At 60.5% G+C, this 16,659-nt stretch carries 18 protein-coding genes and 1 tRNA gene; 16 read left to right on the plus strand and 3 right to left on the minus strand.

Going from position 1 to position 16,659, the window contains the following annotated elements; all coding sequences use genetic code 11:
* Positions 1–33 precede the first annotated feature (33 nt).
* The 4 genes from B7Y64_RS05675 (at position 34) to tatC (ending at position 2,055) form a co-directional block, all read left to right on the plus strand.
* On the plus strand, positions 34–390 hold the full coding sequence (locus B7Y64_RS05675; protein ID WP_291324943.1) for a histidine triad nucleotide-binding protein: 357 nt from the start codon (positions 34–36) through the stop codon (positions 388–390).
* A gap of 89 nt (positions 391–479) precedes the next feature.
* Complete coding sequence (gene tatA / locus B7Y64_RS05680) at positions 480–722, plus strand: Sec-independent protein translocase subunit TatA (RefSeq protein WP_291324942.1); 243 nt, start codon at positions 480–482, stop codon at positions 720–722.
* A 20-nt stretch (positions 723–742) separates the two neighbouring features.
* A complete protein-coding gene (tatB, locus tag B7Y64_RS05685) occupies positions 743–1,204 on the plus strand; it encodes a Sec-independent protein translocase protein TatB (protein ID WP_291324941.1) in 462 nt (153 codons plus the stop codon).
* Between the two features lie 53 nt (positions 1,205–1,257).
* Positions 1,258–2,055 carry a twin-arginine translocase subunit TatC gene (gene tatC, locus B7Y64_RS05690; protein ID WP_024814166.1) on the plus strand — a complete coding sequence of 266 codons (798 nt, stop codon included), beginning with the start codon at positions 1,258–1,260 and terminating at the stop codon, positions 2,053–2,055.
* A 304-nt stretch (positions 2,056–2,359) separates the two neighbouring features.
* Here tatC and B7Y64_RS05695 read toward each other — a convergent pair whose 3' ends face one another.
* A complete protein-coding gene (locus tag B7Y64_RS05695) occupies positions 2,360–3,505 on the minus strand; it encodes a trypsin-like peptidase domain-containing protein (protein WP_024814167.1) in 1,146 nt (381 codons plus the stop codon).
* Between the two features lie 124 nt (positions 3,506–3,629).
* Here B7Y64_RS05695 and B7Y64_RS05700 point away from each other — a divergent pair, with 124 nt between their 5' ends.
* Positions 3,630–4,379, plus strand: a complete 750-nt coding sequence (locus B7Y64_RS05700; protein WP_291324940.1) for a Nif3-like dinuclear metal center hexameric protein — start codon at positions 3,630–3,632, stop codon at positions 4,377–4,379.
* A gap of 105 nt (positions 4,380–4,484) precedes the next feature.
* Positions 4,485–5,513 carry a 4-hydroxythreonine-4-phosphate dehydrogenase PdxA gene (pdxA, locus tag B7Y64_RS05705; RefSeq protein ID WP_291324939.1) on the plus strand — a complete coding sequence of 343 codons (1,029 nt, stop codon included), beginning with the start codon at positions 4,485–4,487 and terminating at the stop codon, positions 5,511–5,513.
* A gap of 74 nt (positions 5,514–5,587) precedes the next feature.
* Here the strand turns inward: pdxA and mscL are convergent, their stop codons facing one another.
* Positions 5,588–6,016: a large conductance mechanosensitive channel protein MscL gene (mscL, locus tag B7Y64_RS05710; RefSeq protein ID WP_024814170.1), complete on the minus strand. Its 429-nt coding sequence runs from the start codon at positions 6,014–6,016 to the stop codon at positions 5,588–5,590.
* Between the two features lie 144 nt (positions 6,017–6,160).
* Between mscL and petA the strand changes: the two genes are divergently transcribed.
* The 6 genes from petA to B7Y64_RS05740 all read left to right on the plus strand — a co-directional run bounded on the left by petA (position 6,161) and on the right by B7Y64_RS05740 (position 10,374).
* Positions 6,161–6,757 (plus strand): ubiquinol-cytochrome c reductase iron-sulfur subunit, encoded by a 597-nt coding sequence (gene petA / locus B7Y64_RS05715; RefSeq protein WP_024814171.1) that lies wholly within the window; start codon positions 6,161–6,163, stop codon positions 6,755–6,757.
* A gap of 11 nt (positions 6,758–6,768) precedes the next feature.
* Positions 6,769–8,184, plus strand: coding sequence for a cytochrome bc complex cytochrome b subunit (locus B7Y64_RS05720; RefSeq protein WP_024814172.1), 1,416 nt, complete (start codon positions 6,769–6,771; stop codon positions 8,182–8,184).
* Between the two features lie 18 nt (positions 8,185–8,202).
* Positions 8,203–8,964 (plus strand): cytochrome c1, encoded by a 762-nt coding sequence (locus B7Y64_RS05725; RefSeq protein WP_111864599.1) that lies wholly within the window; start codon positions 8,203–8,205, stop codon positions 8,962–8,964.
* A 100-nt stretch (positions 8,965–9,064) separates the two neighbouring features.
* On the plus strand, positions 9,065–9,676 hold the full coding sequence (locus B7Y64_RS05730; protein WP_007854512.1) for a glutathione S-transferase N-terminal domain-containing protein: 612 nt from the start codon (positions 9,065–9,067) through the stop codon (positions 9,674–9,676).
* Positions 9,677–9,722: 46 nt separating this feature from the next.
* Positions 9,723–10,247 (plus strand): ClpXP protease specificity-enhancing factor, encoded by a 525-nt coding sequence (locus B7Y64_RS05735; protein ID WP_291328506.1) that lies wholly within the window; start codon positions 9,723–9,725, stop codon positions 10,245–10,247.
* A 51-nt stretch (positions 10,248–10,298) separates the two neighbouring features.
* Positions 10,299–10,374 (plus strand) — tRNA-Thr (locus B7Y64_RS05740).
* Between the two features lie 46 nt (positions 10,375–10,420).
* Here B7Y64_RS05740 and B7Y64_RS05745 read toward each other — a convergent pair.
* Positions 10,421–10,720 carry a hypothetical protein gene (locus B7Y64_RS05745; protein ID WP_024814175.1) on the minus strand — a complete coding sequence of 100 codons (300 nt, stop codon included), beginning with the start codon at positions 10,718–10,720 and terminating at the stop codon, positions 10,421–10,423.
* Positions 10,721–11,165: 445 nt separating this feature from the next.
* Between B7Y64_RS05745 and secA the strand changes: the two genes are divergently transcribed.
* The 4 genes from secA (at position 11,166) to B7Y64_RS05765 (ending at position 16,618) form a co-directional block, all read left to right on the plus strand.
* Positions 11,166–13,919: a preprotein translocase subunit SecA gene (gene secA / locus B7Y64_RS05750; RefSeq protein WP_291324936.1), complete on the plus strand. Its 2,754-nt coding sequence runs from the start codon at positions 11,166–11,168 to the stop codon at positions 13,917–13,919.
* Positions 13,920–14,014: 95 nt separating this feature from the next.
* Positions 14,015–15,244: a bifunctional glutamate N-acetyltransferase/amino-acid acetyltransferase ArgJ gene (argJ, locus tag B7Y64_RS05755; protein WP_291324935.1), complete on the plus strand. Its 1,230-nt coding sequence runs from the start codon at positions 14,015–14,017 to the stop codon at positions 15,242–15,244.
* A 56-nt stretch (positions 15,245–15,300) separates the two neighbouring features.
* Positions 15,301–16,173 carry an ATP-binding protein gene (locus B7Y64_RS05760; RefSeq protein ID WP_024814178.1) on the plus strand — a complete coding sequence of 291 codons (873 nt, stop codon included), beginning with the start codon at positions 15,301–15,303 and terminating at the stop codon, positions 16,171–16,173.
* Positions 16,166–16,618, plus strand: coding sequence for an NUDIX domain-containing protein (locus B7Y64_RS05765; protein ID WP_024814179.1), 453 nt, complete (start codon positions 16,166–16,168; stop codon positions 16,616–16,618). Before B7Y64_RS05760 ends, B7Y64_RS05765 begins: the two co-directional genes overlap by 8 nt.
* Positions 16,619–16,659: the final 41 nt, after the last annotated feature.

Below are 16,659 nucleotides of genomic sequence, written 5' to 3' on the forward strand. Positions count from 1 at the left end.
TGCCGCGCACTGAGCCAGCCTTCTTTTTCAACCATGCACGATCCGAACTGCCTTTTCTGCAAAATCATCGCAGGCCAGATTCCCTCGAAAAAAGTCTATGAAGACGAGGAAATTTTCGCCTTCCATGACATCCACCCTTGGGCGCCCGTGCATTTTTTGATGGTGCCCAAGCTGCATATTCCCTCCATGGCACAGATTGCACCCGAGCACGCAGGCCTGCTCGGCCGCATGCTGGCGCTGGCGCCGCGCCTGGCGCTGGAGCAGGGCTGCAAGCCCTACCCAGAGGGCGGTTTTCGCGTTGTGGTGAACACGGGGCTTGAAGGCGGGCAGGAAATCCACCATCTGCACCTGCATGTGATGGGTGGTCCCCGTCCGTGGCTCAAAGGCTGAACGCCCTTGAGTCAGGGGGTTGTGCAAGGGCTTTGAACTCCTGTCACAGCCCCCGTCTAAAATGATTCCAATTCGTTAGGAGATATTCCATGGGCTCTTTTTCTATCTGGCACTGGCTGATCGTGCTGCTGATCGTCGTCATGGTGTTCGGCACCAAGAAACTCAAGAACATGGGTTCTGACCTGGGAGGTGCCGTGAAGGGCTTCAAGGACGGCATGAAGGACGGCTCGTCGCCCGACACCAGCGCCGCTACGCCTCCTGCCGGTCAGGTGGCCAACCAGGCCGCCACCGACAAGACCACCATCGATGTTGAAGCCAAGCAAAAGAGCTGAGCCCGGGCTCTGGCGCTTCCATGATTGATATTGGCCTGTCCAAGATGGCGCTGATCGGCGTGGTGGCACTCATTGTCATCGGGCCCGAGAAGCTGCCCCGCGTTGCCCGCACGGTGGGCGCCTTGCTGGGCAAGGCGCAGCGTTATGTGGCGGACGTGAAATCCGAGGTGAACCGGTCCATGGAGCTCGATGAGCTCAAGAAGATGAAGGACACGGTCGAGAACGCGGCCCGGGATGTGGAGCAATCCATCCAGACCAGCGCCAGCGAATTCGAAAAGGACTTGGCGCAGGCTGCCGGCACGACCACTGGCGAGTTGCAGGATCCGTTCGCCGTGGTGCCGGCCTACAGGCATCCGGGTAAGAACTGGCGCCTGAAAAAGGGCGCTATGCCCCAGTGGTACAAGGCGCGCAGCGGCGTGCGTACCAAGGCCCTGTCGGGCGCGGCGCGCGTTGCGCGCTACCGGCCGCAGAAATTCCATTGATGCTGCGCCTTGCGGCGCAGCGGGGGCGTTGCTGACGCCCGCGAAACTCCAACATGTCCGAAACCACCCCCAAAGACGACGAACTGGCCGGCACAGAGCAGCCGTTTGTGCAGCACCTCATGGAGCTGCGCGACCGCCTGGTCAAGGCCATGATCGCCATCGGTGTGGCGGCTGCGCTGCTATTTTTCTTTCCCGGCCCGGGCGAGCTCTACGACTTTCTGGCGGCACCGCTGGTGGCGCATCTGCCCAAAGGGGCCACCCTGATCGCGACGTCGGTGATATCGCCGTTCATGGTGCCGCTGAAAATACTGCTCATGTCGGCGTTTTTGCTGGCATTGCCGTTTGTGCTGTGGCAACTGTGGGCTTTTATTGCACCCGGTCTTTATTCGCACGAGAAAAAGCTGGTGTTGCCTCTGGTGGTGTCGAGCACCGTGCTCTTCTTCTTCGGGGTGGCTTTTTGCTACTTTTTCGTGTTTGGGCAGGTGTTCAGCTTCATTCAGGGCTTTGCACCCAAAAGCATCACGGCGGCACCAGACATCGAGGCTTACCTCAGCTTCGTGCTGACCATGTTCATGGCATTTGGTCTGTCGTTTGAGGTGCCGATTGCGGTGGTCGTGCTGGCCCGCATGAACATTGTGAGTGTGGAAAAGCTCAAGAATTTTCGGGGTTATTTCATCGTGATCGCCTTCGTCATCGCGGCGGTGGTCACACCCCCGGATGTGGTGTCCCAGCTGGCTTTGGCCATTCCGATGTGCCTGCTGTACGAAGTGGGTATCTGGGCAGCACAGATTTTCATCAAGCACACCAAGGCACCCGAGGACACGGAAGAAGCGGCGTCTTCGTCGTCCTGATGGCCATTCCCGGCGTATTTCTGGCACGGGTCTGAAACACAAACACCTGGTTGGCAACAAGTCTCTGATGCCATGCATCACCGCCCGTTCGGGCGGATGCCGTTGAAACCAATGCCTACTCTGCGAGCGGCCCCTTGGTTTCAGGGCAGCTGGGGCTGTCAGAGGCGGGTATTTCACCAAAAATGCTTCCAGCGCTTGCCCATCAAGCGCTAACAGCTATTGGTTTAGGAGCGTTTGCGTGCCCGCAGCCGCAGCAGCGCACGCATGATTTTCCGAAAACCCGAGCCGACCGGGCGCTCCCTTGTCAACGCCTCACGGCACGCTGCGGCTTGGGACGAACGCCTGGGGTGAGCTGGATGTCCACCATGGCGTCGCCGCGTTGCAGGGCAAAGGGTGTGGCGGTGCCCGGTTTGAGGGCCGCCACGGCCGTAAGCAGTTCGGAGACGTTGGTAATGGCTTTGCCATCGACGCGCACGATCACGTCACCGGGCCGCATCCCCGCCTGGGCGGCCGGGCCATCCTGCAGCACGCCGGTGATGATCACGCCCGCAGTGGCTTTCACGCCAAAGGTTTCGGCCAACTCGGGCGAGAGTTCGCTGGGCTCCACGCCAATCCAGCCGCGCGTCACCTGGCCGTCTTTCACGATACCGTCGAGCACCAGCCGGGCGGTGGAGACAGGGATGGCAAAGCCAATGCCCATGTTGCCGCCCGAGCGCGAGTAGATGGCTGTGTTGATGCCCAGCAGGTTGCCATGGACATCCACCAGTGCGCCTCCCGAGTTGCCGGGGTTGATGGCTGCGTCGGTCTGGATGAAATTCTCGAAGGTGTTGATGCCCAGCTGGCTGCGCCCCAGTGCGCTGACGATGCCGCTGGTTACGGTCTGGCCCACGCCAAACGGGTTGCCAATGGCCAGCACCTGATCGCCCACCGCAAGCTGGTCAGAGTTGCCCAGCACGATCACGGGCAGTTTGTCGAGTTCGACCTTGAGGATCGCAAGGTCGGTGTCCGGGTCGGTGCCGATCACGGTGGCGCGGGCACGCCGGCTGTCGGTGAGCGTGACCTCAATTTCGTCGGCGCCTTCGACCACATGGTTGTTGGTGAGGATGTAGCCATCGGGGCTGATGATCACGCCGCTGCCCAGCCCGGCCTGGGCCTGGCTGCCTTGGTCGCCAAAGAAGAACTGGAACCACGGATCGTTGCTGCGCGGGTGCCGCACTTCCTTGCTGGTGTTGATGCTGACCACGGCAGGCGCCGCCTTGCGGGCAGCGCTGCTGAGGCTGCCCGGTGCCGGTTGGGTCAGCGTGGTGGCGGGGGCCTCGATCAGCGCAATGCCTGCGCCCGAGCGCATGGCGCCGCGCTGGAGCCAGTCGGGCTGCAGTGTGGCAACAACGAAATAGGCCGCAACGAACACGGTGACGGTCTGGGAAAAAAGCAGCCAGAAGCGTTTCATGGAATTGGAAGGTTGGCTAAGAAAGGGCAGTACGCCGCGCTTTGCATGGCGGGGCGGCACGCTGGTGCGATTGTCCTCCAAGCCTGTCAGAGATGGGGGCGTGGCCGCGCGCGACAATAGGCGCATGAGTGTTTCCCGCCAACAACTGCAGCAGGCTTTTGATGCACTGCTACAACCCGAACGTTTCAAGGACTACGGCCCCAACGGTCTGCAGGTCGAGGGCAAGCCCGATATTGCCTGCCTGGTGAGTGGCGTGACGGCCAGCAGGGCGCTGATCGAAGCGGCCATCGCTCGCCGGGCCGACGCCATTTTTGTGCACCACGGCCTTTTCTGGCGTGGCCAGGACGGCCGCATCACTGGCTGGATGCGCGAGCGTCTGCGGCTGTTGCTGGCGTATGACATCAACCTGTTTGCCTACCATTTGCCGCTGGATGCGCACCTCGAAGTGGGTAACAACGCGCAGCTGGGCCGGGTGCTGGGCTGGGCCGCCGACCAGCGCTTTGGCGAGCAGGAGCTGGGCTTTGCCGGGCCGGCCGCGTTTGATGGTGCGCAGGCCCTGGCCGACCATGTTGCACAGGCGCTTGGCCGCGCGGTGACGCTGGTGCAGCCAGCGGCGCGGCGCATCCAGCGCGTGGCCTGGTGCACGGGCGGGGCGCAGGGCTATTTTGAATCTGCCATTGCAGCCGGGGCCGACGCCTTCATTACCGGCGAAATCTCCGAGCCCCAGGCGCACCTGGCGCGGGAAATGGGCGTGGCTTTTATCGCTGCCGGCCACCATGCCACCGAGCGCTATGGCGCGCCTGCAGCCGCGGGGCTGGTGGCGCAGCAACTGGGGATAGAGCACCATTTCGTCGAGATCGACAATCCGGCCTGAACGGCGCCCGCCGGTGTGTGGTGCACCGTATAAAGTGCTATTTAATTAGTAGCTATTTGCGCTTTATATATAAGCATTTCAGGCTGATTTAACCAAATATTCATTATGCAAACCATTGCCATCACACAAGGTGACCCGGCGGGTATCGGCCCCGAAATCGTGGCCAGGGCCTTTCGCGATGCTCCCGATGATCTGCGCGGCTGCTTTGCGGTGGGGGATCTGGCGACCTTGCGTCGTGCCGCGCAGTGCATCGTGCGACCCGGCGTGCCGGAGTTGCCGGTGGCGCAGATCGTGTCGCCCGATGATGCATGGCACGTGCCGCCACGCTGCATGCCGGTGCTGCAACTGCCGGGCTTGCCCGGCCCTGTTCCGTGGGGCCGCGTCAGCGCTGCAGCAGGCCGTGCGGCGGCCGATTGCGTGGTGTGGGCGGCGCGTGCCGCCCTGCAGGGCCACATCGCCGCTCTCGTAACAGCACCACTGCACAAGGAGGCGCTGTCTGCCGCCGGTGTGGCCTTCCCGGGGCACACCGAATTGCTGCAGGCCGAGGCGGCAACCCACCAAGGCGTGCCGCTGGCAGCCATGCCGGTGCGCATGATGCTGGCCAGTGACGAGTTGCGCACGGTGCTGGTCAGCATTCATATGTCGCTGCGTGACGCCATAGCCGCAGTGACCCGGGAGAACATCGTGCAGACCCTGCAGATCACCCATGCAGCGCTGCTGCGAACCCTCGGCCGCGTGCCTCGCATCGCAGTGGCAGGCCTCAATCCGCATGCTGGCGAGGGAGGCTTGTTCGGGCGCGAAGAGATCGAAAGCATTGCGCCCGCTGTGGCCGACGCCCGCGCGCTGGGAATGGATGTGCACGGCCCCTATGCGCCCGACACGGTGTTCATGCGCGCTCGCCATACGTCGCAGCGTGCCGGGGAGTTTGATGTGGTGCTGGCCATGTACCACGACCAGGGGTTGATTCCGGTGAAATACCTGGGCGTTGACAAAGGGGTCAACGTGACGCTGGGCCTGCCGCTGGTGCGCACCAGCCCCGATCACGGCACCGCATTTGACATTGCCGGCCAAGGTGTGGCCGATGCCGCGAGCCTGGTGGAGGCTGTGCGCATTGCACGCCAGATGGCTCAGTAAAAACGCCCTCTGTAGCAGAGGGCGCGGACGCTGGTGCTGGTGACGCGACAGTGCTGCGCGCCGGATCGCGCTGGTTAGCGTTTGAGGCTGTCTCGGATTTCGCGCAGCAGCACGATGTCTTCAGCTGGGGCTGCAGGGGCAGCCGGTGCTGCAGGCGCTTCGCGCTTGAGGCGGTTGATCTGCTTGACCATCATGAAAATGATGAACGCAAGGATCAGGAAGTTCACCGCCACGGTGATGAAGTTTCCATAGGCAAATACGGGAACGCCAGCCTTTTTCAGCGCATCCAGTGTGAGCGCCGTACCCGCCGGCACCTCGCCCAGCGCGACAAACATGTTGGAAAAATCCAGTTTGCCAAACACCAGGCCCACCACGGGCAAAATAAGGTCGGAAACTACCGAGTCGACAATTTTTCCAAAGGCGCCACCAATGATGACACCGACGGCTAAGTCGATCACGTTGCCCTTGATCGCAAATTCGCGGAATTCTTGCATCATGCTCATAGGTTATTTCTCGATTGGTTGCGAATGCGCAAGTTTACCGATACCGGGAACCTGTCAACAGGTGCGTGCACATTGAATTATCCATTTTCACTCCGCTACAATTCGGGGTTGACCCCAATCTAGCGATGTTCATCGAGGATCCCCATGAGTGACACTCCAATCGACTCCAGCAAGCGCACGTGGATCATCACGTCTGCCTGTGCTGGTGCGGTGGGCGGCGTGGCAGCTGCCGTACCTTTCGTGAGTTCTTTTCAGCCCTCCGAGCGAGCCAAGGCCGCAGGTGCCGCCGTCGAAGTAGATATCTCCGCCCTAAAGCCCGGAGAAAAAATCACTGTGGAGTGGCGCGGCAAGCCTGTATGGATCTTCAAGCGCACCCCCGAGCAGCTGGAATCCCTTGCACAGACCGAGTCCCAGCTGGCTGATCCCAAGTCGGATCGAAAAGCTTATCCCACCCCTGATTACGCCAAGAATCAGCACCGCTCGATCAAGCCTGAAGTGTTTGTCGGCGTGGGTATCTGTACCCACCTGGGCTGCTCGCCCGGAGACAGGTTGCAGGCTGGCCCGCAGCCATCCCTGCCCGACGACTGGCATGGTGGTTTCCTCTGCGCCTGCCACGGTTCCACTTTTGACGTGGCCGGTCGGGTCTTCAAGAACAAGCCCGCGCCTGACAACCTCGAAGTGCCTCCGCACATGTATCTCTCCGATACACGTCTGATCATCGGCGAAGACAAGAAGGCCTGAAGGAGCACTAAATGGCCCACGAATTCAAAGAAATCTCTCCCAACGCCTCGGCGGGAGCCAAGGTCACCAACTGGTTCGAAAACCGTTTTCCAACGGCGTTCGATGCCTACCGCGTGCACATGTCGGAGTACTACGCTCCGAAAAATTTCAACTTCTGGTACGTCTTTGGCTCGCTGGCACTGGTGGTGCTGGTGATCCAGATCGTTACCGGGATCTTCCTGGTGATGCACTATAAGCCGGATGCGGCACTGGCGTTTGCGTCAGTCGAGTACATCATGCGCGACGTGCCTTGGGGTTGGCTCATTCGTTACATGCACTCCACAGGGGCTTCGGCGTTTTTCATCGTCGTCTACCTGCATATGTTCCGCGGTCTGATTTATGGCAGCTATCGCAAGCCGCGCGAGCTGGTCTGGATCTTTGGCTGTGCGATTTTCCTGGCGCTCATGGCTGAAGCCTTCATGGGCTATCTGCTGCCTTGGGGTCAGATGTCGTATTGGGGCGCCCAGGTGATCGTGAACCTGTTTGCCGCCATTCCGTTCGTCGGTCCTGACCTGGCGTTGCTGATTCGTGGTGACTTTGTGGTGGGCGATGCCACGCTGAACCGCTTCTTCAGCTTCCACGTGATCGCCGTGCCGCTGGTGCTGCTGGGGTTGGTGGTAGCCCACTTGCTGGCTTTGCACGACGTGGGGTCCAACAACCCGGACGGTGTGGAAATCAAGGCTCCCAATGCGCCCAAGGATGCCAAGGGCAAGCCGCTTGATGGCGTGCCCTTCCACCCTTACTACACGGTGCATGACATCTTTGCGTTGAGCATGTTCCTCATGGCTTTCACTGCGGTCGTGTTTTTTGCGCCCGAGTTCGGTGGCTATTTCCTGGAGTACAACAACTTCATTCCGGCAGATCCGATGGTGACGCCGTTGCACATTGCACCTGTCTGGTACTTCACGCCGTTTTATTCCATGCTGCGTGCCATTACCAGCGAAATGATGTACGCATTGATTGCGTGTGTGGTGGCAGGTGCCCTGATCGGTGTGGTCAAGGGCAAATTGCCCGGCTTTCTCAAGGCTGGCGTTGTTGTCGCTGCATTGGTGGCAGTTGTGCTGATGCTCTCGATCGACGCCAAGTTCTGGGGCGTGGTGGTGATGGGTGGTGCGGTGATCATCTTGTTCTTCCTGCCATGGCTTGATACCTGCGCTGTGAAGTCCATCCGCTATCGCCCAACCTGGCACAAGTACCTGTACGCCGTCTTTGTGATCAACTTCCTGATCCTTGGATATCTGGGTGTGCAACCGCCATCTCCAGTGGGTGAGCGTGTTTCGCAGGTTGGCACGTTGTTCTACTTCGGTTTCTTCCTTCTGATGCCATGGTGGAGCAGTTTGGGTGCAACCAAGCCAGTGCCTGACCGTGTCAACTTCACTGCGCATTGAGCCCTGGAGATAACAACAATGAAGAAACTCATCCTCACGCTGGTTGCTGCGCTGAGCCTCGCGGCAGGTGCTGCGCACGCAGCCGGTGGCGAAACCATTGCCTGGGACAAGGCTCCCAACAAGACCAACGATCTGGCCTCGCTGCAAAACGGTGCCAAGGTTTTCGTAAACTACTGCCTGAGCTGCCATTCGGCTGCATTCATGCGTTTCAACCGCCTTCGCGACATCGGTCTGACCGAGCAGCAGATCAAGGACAATCTTCTGTTCACCACTGAGAAAGTCGGTGAAACCATGAAGGCGGCCATTGATCCCAAGCACGCCAAGGACTGGTTTGGTGCCAACCCGCCCGATCTGACGGTGATCGCTCGCTCGCGTTCGGGTCACGGTGGTACGGGCGCCGACTACCTCTACACGTTCCTGCGCACTTTCTACCGCGACGAAACCAAGGCCACCGGCTGGAACAATCTGGTTTTCCCGAACGTAGGCATGCCCCACGTGCTGTGGGAATTGCAGGGTGATCGTCGCCCAATTTTCGAAGCGCAGGAAAGCCACGGCCAGACGACCCAGGTGTTCAAGGGCTGGGAGCAGGTTACTCCTGGTGTCATGACTCCACTGGAGTTCGATCAGACCATTGGCGACCTGGTGAACTACATGCAGTGGATGGGCGAGCCAGCACAGAACACCCGTGTTCGGGTGGGTGTGTGGGTGCTGATTTTCCTGGGCATCTTCACCGTCATTGCCTGGAGGTTGAATGCGGCCTTCTGGAAAGATGTGAAGTAAAACCTTGATCCGCTGACCGCGTGCTTTTTGGCACGGCGGAACTTTACAGAGTGGGCGCTTTTTAGCGTCCCACTCTTTTGATTTTTAGGAGCCTCCCACCATGATGGTGCTTTACTCGGGTACGACCTGTCCCTTCTCCCACCGCTGCCGCTTTGTCCTGTTTGAAAAGGGCATGGACTTTGAAATCCGCGATGTGGACCTGTACAACAAGCCCGAAGACATCAGCGTGATGAACCCATACGGCCAGGTGCCGATCCTGGTGGAGCGTGATCTGATTCTGTACGAGTCGAACATCATCAACGAGTACATCGACGAGCGCTTCCCCCATCCCCAGCTGATGCCGGGCGACCCGGTAGACCGCGCACGCGTACGCCTGTTCCTTCTCAATTTCGAGAAGGAACTGTTCGTGCATGTGAACATCCTGGAGTCTCGCGCGACCAAGGGCAATGAAAAGGCCCTGGAAAAGGCCCGCGCCCACATTCGCGACCGCCTGACGCAGCTGGCACCCGTGTTCCTCAAGAACAAATACATGTTGGGCGACAACTTCTCCATGCTGGACGTGGCCATTGCCCCCCTGCTGTGGCGTCTGGATTACTACGGCATTGATCTGAGCAAGAACGCCGCTCCATTGCTCAAATATGCAGAGCGGATTTTTTCGCGCCCCGCGTACATTGAAGCACTCACGCCGTCAGAAAAAGTGATGCGCAAGTAAGCCAGCCCAGCTGAATGTGCCGACCCTCGCACCCCCGCCACACACCATGAACGCCCAGGATTTTCCTTCCACGCGCCCTTATCTGATCAGGGCGCTTCACGAGTGGTGCACCGACAACGGGTTCACTCCCTATGTGGCGGTGCGGGTGGACGGTTCCGTCCAGGTGCCGCGCGAGTATGTGAAGGATGGTGAAATTGTTCTCAACATCAGTTGCGATGCCACCAGTTCACTGCAATTGGGCAATGACTTTATTGAGTTCAAGGCACGCTTCGGCGGCAAGCTGCGCGAAATCATGGTGCCCGTGGCGCGGGTCATTGCCATCTATGCCCGTGAGAACGGGCAGGGCATGGCCTTTCCTCCTCCCGTAGACATAGTGACTGCGATGGGTGACATGGGGGAAGGTGGACTGGCTGCAGTCGCATCGACCACGGAAGAGCCGCCAGGAGCCCCCGAGGATCGTGTCGTGCAATTGGTGCCCAGTGACTCCATGCTTGATGAGGGCGGCGGTGACGCTCCCCGTCCACCGCCAGCCTCGGGCAATGCCCGTCCTTCCCTCAAACGCATCAAATAGCATCCTGCGCGTTTCGAATACGCTGAATTTGCAGGATAAAATTCAGCCTTCGCCGATTTAGCTCAGTTGGTAGAGCAACCGCCTTGTAAGCGGTAGGTCGTCAGTTCGATTCCGACAATCGGCACCATTTTTCCCTCCATGCCACCGTGATCTCTCTCTTTTTGGGGGCTGAGTCAGGACTGGATTTTGAGGCGAATGGAGTGAACCTCCCACCCCCGGCTTCGCAAATGCGCCTGTAACGCAGGCAGCAGTTGCCGTATCTTTGCCGCAGCAGCATTGCTTTTCACCAGAAGACACCAGCTTGTCCCGTCGATCGGGCCTGCTTGCACCGTGCCGCGCAGGGCCGCTGGTATCAACAATTCAATGGCTTGAAGCCGTTCACTGGACTCCCGCGTAAGAGCCGCCAGCTTGGCCAGCGTTGGAGAGTCCTCGCTGGCCTGCTGCAGGGAAATCGCGTAATGGCGGCGGTTCATGGATGTTGCGCCCAAGGCGGATGGACAGGTCGGTGAGCGGTGGATTATCGCGGACGCCTGACGGTCGTGCGCTGCCTGCCAATGCCATTGCCGCTTGGCGGGCAAGCATTCGGCTCTTGGCCGGTTGATGGCGGCGTGCACATCAGTGGGCAGTGGGGAGCACCGTCTTGGGTGCAGCAAGGAATGGCGGGCTTTCCGCGGTTCGGCAGGTCTCTTGGCGTGGTGAAGCACGGCCGGGTGCCAGCACAGCAACAAGGTGGGCGGACCTATCACCGGCTTTGCTGGGGGCTTGGGCCGCAGGCAGGTAAAATCGCCGGTCCGGATTCTGTTGCTTGGTGTTGCAGTGCTTGCAATCACGGGCGGTGGACCCACCTGAAATCAATTCTTCTTAGGGGTTTCGGTCGCCTGACATGCTCTTCGGCGCATGTGAGGCGGTCCTGTTCGCATGGCAACCAACTTCCTTACCAAACTATTCGGCAGCCGCAACGATCGGCTCCTCAAGCAATATCGCAAGACGGTTGCACGCATCAATGCGATGGAGTCCGACTATGAAAAGCTGACCGATGACGAGCTGCGTGGCAAGACGCTGGAGTTCAAGGAGCGCGCGACCAAGGGCGAGTCGCTGGACGACCTGTTGCCCGAGGCGTTTGCCGTGGTGCGTGAAGGCTCCAAACGCATCATGAAGATGCGCCATTTCGATGTGCAGTTGCTCGGTGGCATGGCTTTGCATTACGGGAAAATTGCAGAAATGCGGACCGGCGAGGGCAAGACCCTGACGGCAACGCTGCCCGTTTACCTGAATGCACTTTCTGGCAAGGGTGTTCACGTGGTCACGGTCAACGACTACCTGGCCAACCGGGACGCCATGTGGATGGGGCGCCTATACAACTTCCTGGGGCTGACGGTGGGCATCAACCTGCCCAACATGCCACGCGAGGAAAAGCAGGCAGCCTATGCCGCAGACATTACCTACGGCACCAACAACGAATACGGCTTCGACTACCTGCGCGACAACATGGTCTATGAAGCGCGGGACCGCGTTCAGCACGGCCTCAATTTCGCCATCGTTGACGAAGTCGACTCCATCCTGATTGACGAGGCGCGCACGCCACTCATCATCAGTGGCCAGGCTGAAGACCACACGGCGATGTACATCGCCATGAACAAGGTGGTGCCGCTGCTGGTGCGCCAGGAGGGCGAAGCCGATCCGCGCACCGGTGAAGGCGTGACCAAGCCCGGTGATTTCACGCTGGACGAAAAAACCCACCAGGTATTCCTGACCGAACAAGGCCATGAGAGTGCAGAGCGCATTCTGGCCAGCCAGGGCCTGATTGCCGAAGGTGCGTCGGTGTACGACCCCTCCAACATCACGCTCATGCACCACCTGTATGCAGCGCTGCGTGCCAACCACCTGTATCACCGCGACCAGCACTATGTGGTGCAAGACGGCGAGATCGTGATCGTGGACGAGTTCACCGGTCGCCTGATGTCGGGCCGCCGCTGGAGCGAAGGCCTGCACCAGGCCGTGGAAGCCAAGGAAGGCGTGAACATCCAGGCTGAGAACCAGACGCTGGCCTCCATCACGTTCCAGAACTATTTCCGCCTGTACAACAAGCTCGCCGGAATGACCGGCACGGCCGATACCGAGGCTTATGAGTTCCAGGAAATCTATGGCCTGGAAACCACCGTCATTCCTCCCAATCGTCCTAGCCGGCGCGACGACCAGCTCGATCGCGTGTACAAGACCACGCGCGAAAAGTACGAAGCGGCGATCAAGGACATCCGTGAGTGCTACGAGCGCGGGCAACCCGTGCTGGTGGGAACCACGTCGATTGAAAATTCGGAAATCATCGACCAGCTCCTGAACAAGGAAGGCTTGCCGCACCAGGTGCTCAATGCCAAGCAGCACGCCCGCGAGGCGGACATCGTGGCGCAGGCCGGTCGCGCTGGCATGATCACCATTGCCACCAATATGGCCGGTCGTGGCACCGACATTGTGCTGGGTGGCAATATTGAAAAGCTGGTGGCAGCCGTGGAGACAGACGAGTCTCTGGACGAGGCCACCAAGCAGGCCCGCATCGCCGAAGTGCGCGCCGAATGGGCGCGTGACCATGAAAAGATCAAGGAGTTGGGTGGGCTGCGCATCATTGCCACCGAGCGCCATGAGTCGCGTCGCATCGACAACCAGTTGCGTGGACGTTCGGGTCGCCAGGGCGACCCGGGCTCCTCGCGCTTTTACCTGAGCCTCGATGATTCACTGATGCGCATTTTTGCGGGTGATCGCGTCAAGGCCATCATGGACCGCCTGAAGATGCCCGACGGCGAGGCCATCGAAGCGGGCATCGTCACCCGCAGCATCGAGTCGGCCCAGCGCAAGGTGGAGGCCCGCAATTTCGACATCCGCAAGCAATTGCTGGAATACGACGATGTGGCCAATGACCAGCGCAAGGTCATCTACCAGCAGCGCAACGACATCCTGGATGCCGCCGAGCTGTCTGATGTGATTGCAGCCATGCGCGAGGACTGCATCACCGATCTGGTGCGCCTGTACGTTCCCGCAGAATCGGTCGAGGAGCAATGGAATCTGCCTGCCCTCGAAAAAGTGCTGGCCGACGAATGGCAGGTGCCGATTGCGCTGCAGCAGGAAGTGGAGGGCGCGCACAGCATCACCGACGACGAAATTCTGGACAGAGTATTGAAGGCGGCCCATGCTGCGTTTGATTCCAAGATCGAGCAGGTGGGACGTGACAACTTCACGCAGTTCGAACGTGTGGTGCTTTTGCAGAGCTTTGACTCCAACTGGCGCGACCACCTGAGCTCGCTGGACTATCTGCGCCAGGGCATCCACCTGCGCGGCTATGCCCAAAAGCAGCCCAAGCAAGAGTACAAGCGCGAAGCGTTCGAGTTGTTCCGCCAGCTCCTCGACCAGGTCAAGAACGAAGTCACGAAGATTCTCATGACCGTGCAGGTGCAGTCGCCGGCGCAGCTGGACCAGGCCGCGCAGGACATGGAGCAGCGCGCCGAGAGCATCGCCAACGTGACTTACACGGCGCCCACAGAAACGGGTGAAGTGGAGACCACGGTGGACGCGCAGACAGTGGGCCATGCCATTCCTGAGGGCGTGCGCGTGGGGCGCAACGACCCATGCCCCTGCGGAAGCGGCAAAAAGTACAAGCAGTGCCACGGCAAACTGGCCTGATGCAATAGCACCAAACGACACGGGCCCCGGCCCGTGTTTTCATTTGCACGCCTCGGTTTTCCGGATAATCGGCCGCAGTTTTTAGAAAGACCCCCATGCCCGTCAATCTTCTCGCCCCCGTTGCCGCCGATCTGCATGCGATCGCCGGCGTTCGTATCGGTATTGCCGAGGCCGGTGTCCGCAAGGCCAACCGCAAGGACCTCACCGTGTTTCTGCTCGACGAAGGTGCCAGCGTGGCAGGTGTGTTCACGCAAAACCGCTTTTGCGCTGCGCCGGTGCAGATCAGCCGCGAACATCTGGCCAGTGGCCAGGCCATCCGCGCCATGGTCATCAACACGGGCAACGCCAACGCAGGCACGGGTGCCGACGGTTTGGTGCGTGCGCGCGCCACCTGCATTGCGCTGGCGCGCCAGCTCAACGTGGCGCCCGAGCAGATCCTGCCCTTTTCGACCGGTGTGATCATGGAGCCGCTGCCCCATGACCGCATTGAAGCCGGGTTGCCCGCTGCCATTGCCGACGCTCAGCCGGGCCACTGGGCGCGTGCGGCAGAAGGCATCATGACCACCGATACGCTGCCCAAGGCCTTCTCGGCCCAGGTGCAGATTGGCGGGGCCACGGTGTCCATCACCGGCATCAGCAAGGGTGCCGGCATGATCCGTCCCAACATGGCCACCATGCTGGGCTTCATGGCCACGGACGCCTGCGTGCATCCCTCGGTGATGCAGCAACTGGCGCGCGAGCTGGCCGATGGCTCGTTCAACCGTGTCACCATCGACGGCGATACCTCCACCAACGACTCGTTCGTGGTGGTCGCCACCAACAAGGCGGCGCACGCCTCCATCACGGCGCTTGCCAGCGCCGAAGGCCAGGCTCTCAAGGCCGCCATGCTGGGCGTGGCGCAAAAGCTGGCCCAGGCCATCGTGCGCGACGGCGAAGGCGCCACCAAGTTCATCACGGTGCGGGTGGAGGGCGGCAAGACCGGCGACGAATGCCGCCAGGTCGCCTATGCCATCGCCCACTCGCCCCTGGTCAAGACGGCGTTTTATGCCAGCGACCCCAACCTGGGCCGCATCCTGGCGGCGGTGGGCTATGCGGGTATCGCCGACCTCGACCAGACAGGGATCGACCTCTACCTGGACGACGTGCATGTGGCCGTGAAGGGCGGGCGCAACCCCGCCTACCGCGAGGAAGACGGCCAGCGTGTCATGAAGCAAAGCGAAATCACCGTGCGTGTGCTGCTGGGCCGGGGCGACGCTGTGGACACGGTGTGGACCTGTGATTTCAGCCATGAATACGTCACCATCAATGCGGACTACCGTTCGTAAATTCGATCTAAAAATGATAGCTGCTAGCGCTTTACCAATAAGCGCTACAGGCCAAAATGAACGAAAAATTTGAACACCTGATCGAGCGCGCCGAGCAACTCATTGCGCGCATCGAATCCGTGCTGCCCCAGCCCTTGGGCGCGCCCGATTGGTCGGCTTCCATAGCCTGGCGTTACCGCAAGCGCAGCAGCGGGCATGGCACGCTGGAGCCGGTGCGCCATGTGGCCGCCATGCAGCTGGCCGACCTCAAGGAGATCGATGGGCAAAAGGAGAAGATCGAGCGCAATACCCAGCAGTTTGTGCAAGGCAAGCCCGCCAACAACGTGCTGCTGACCGGTGCGCGCGGCACGGGCAAGTCTTCGCTCATCAAGGCTTGCCTGAATGCCCATGCGGCGCAGGGACTGCGCCTGATCGAGGTGGACAAGGCCGACCTGACGGATCTGCCCGACATTGTCGACGTGGTGTCCACCCGGCCCGAGAAATTCATCGTTTTCTGCGATGACCTGAGCTTTGAAGACGGCGAGCCCGGCTACAAGGCCCTCAAGTCCATTCTCGACGGTTCGGTGGCCGCGGCCACGCCCAATGTGCTGATCTACGCCACCAGCAACCGGCGCCATCTGGTGCCCGAGTACATGGCGGAAAACCAGACGTATACGCACACCGATGATGGTGAAGTGCATCCCGGAGAAGCGGTCGAGGAAAAAATTTCCTTGTCAGAACGTTTTGGGCTGTGGGTCAGCTTTTATCCGTTCAGCCAAGACGAGTACCTGACCATTGTGGCCCAGTGGCTCTCATCGCTCGGTGTCTCGGCGGCTGCCATTTCTGCAGCCCGCCCAGAAGCCCTGGTGTGGGCACTGGAGCGTGGCTCGCGCAGCGGTCGTGTGGCCTACCAGTTTGCGCGCGACTACGCGGGGCGGCACAGTGACTGAGGCGGTGACTCCCACCCCTGCTGGCGCCGTTGATCGCAAGCACACCGAGGTGGCGGTGGGTATTTTGCTGCGCGCCGATGGAGCCATGCTCTTGTCCACCCGCCCGCCTGGCAAACCTTATGCCGGTTATTGGGAGTTTCCGGGCGGCAAGCTGGAAGCGGGCGAAACGGTAGAGCAGGCCCTGCGCCGCGAGTTGATCGAAGAACTGGGCGTGACCATTGGCCCCGCCAGCGTCTGGAAAGTGACCGAGCACGACTACCCGCACGCCCTGGTGCGCCTGCACTGGTGCAAGGTGTGGGAGTGGTCGGGAGAGTTCGAGATGCGCGAAGGCCAGACCATGGCCTGGCAGCAGATGCCGCTGACGGTGGACCCTGTATTGCCTGGTGCCTATCCAGTGTTGCAGTGGCTGGCCGAGGAGCGCGGCCAGCAGGGTTTGCTGGAATAACTCAAATGCTATTAAAATAATAGCTATTAGCGCTTATCTCA

Source organism: Acidovorax sp. 35-64-16, from assembly GCF_002281195.1.
In the GTDB taxonomy this organism is placed as follows: Bacteria; Pseudomonadota; Gammaproteobacteria; order Burkholderiales; family Burkholderiaceae_C; genus Acidovorax; species Acidovorax defluvii.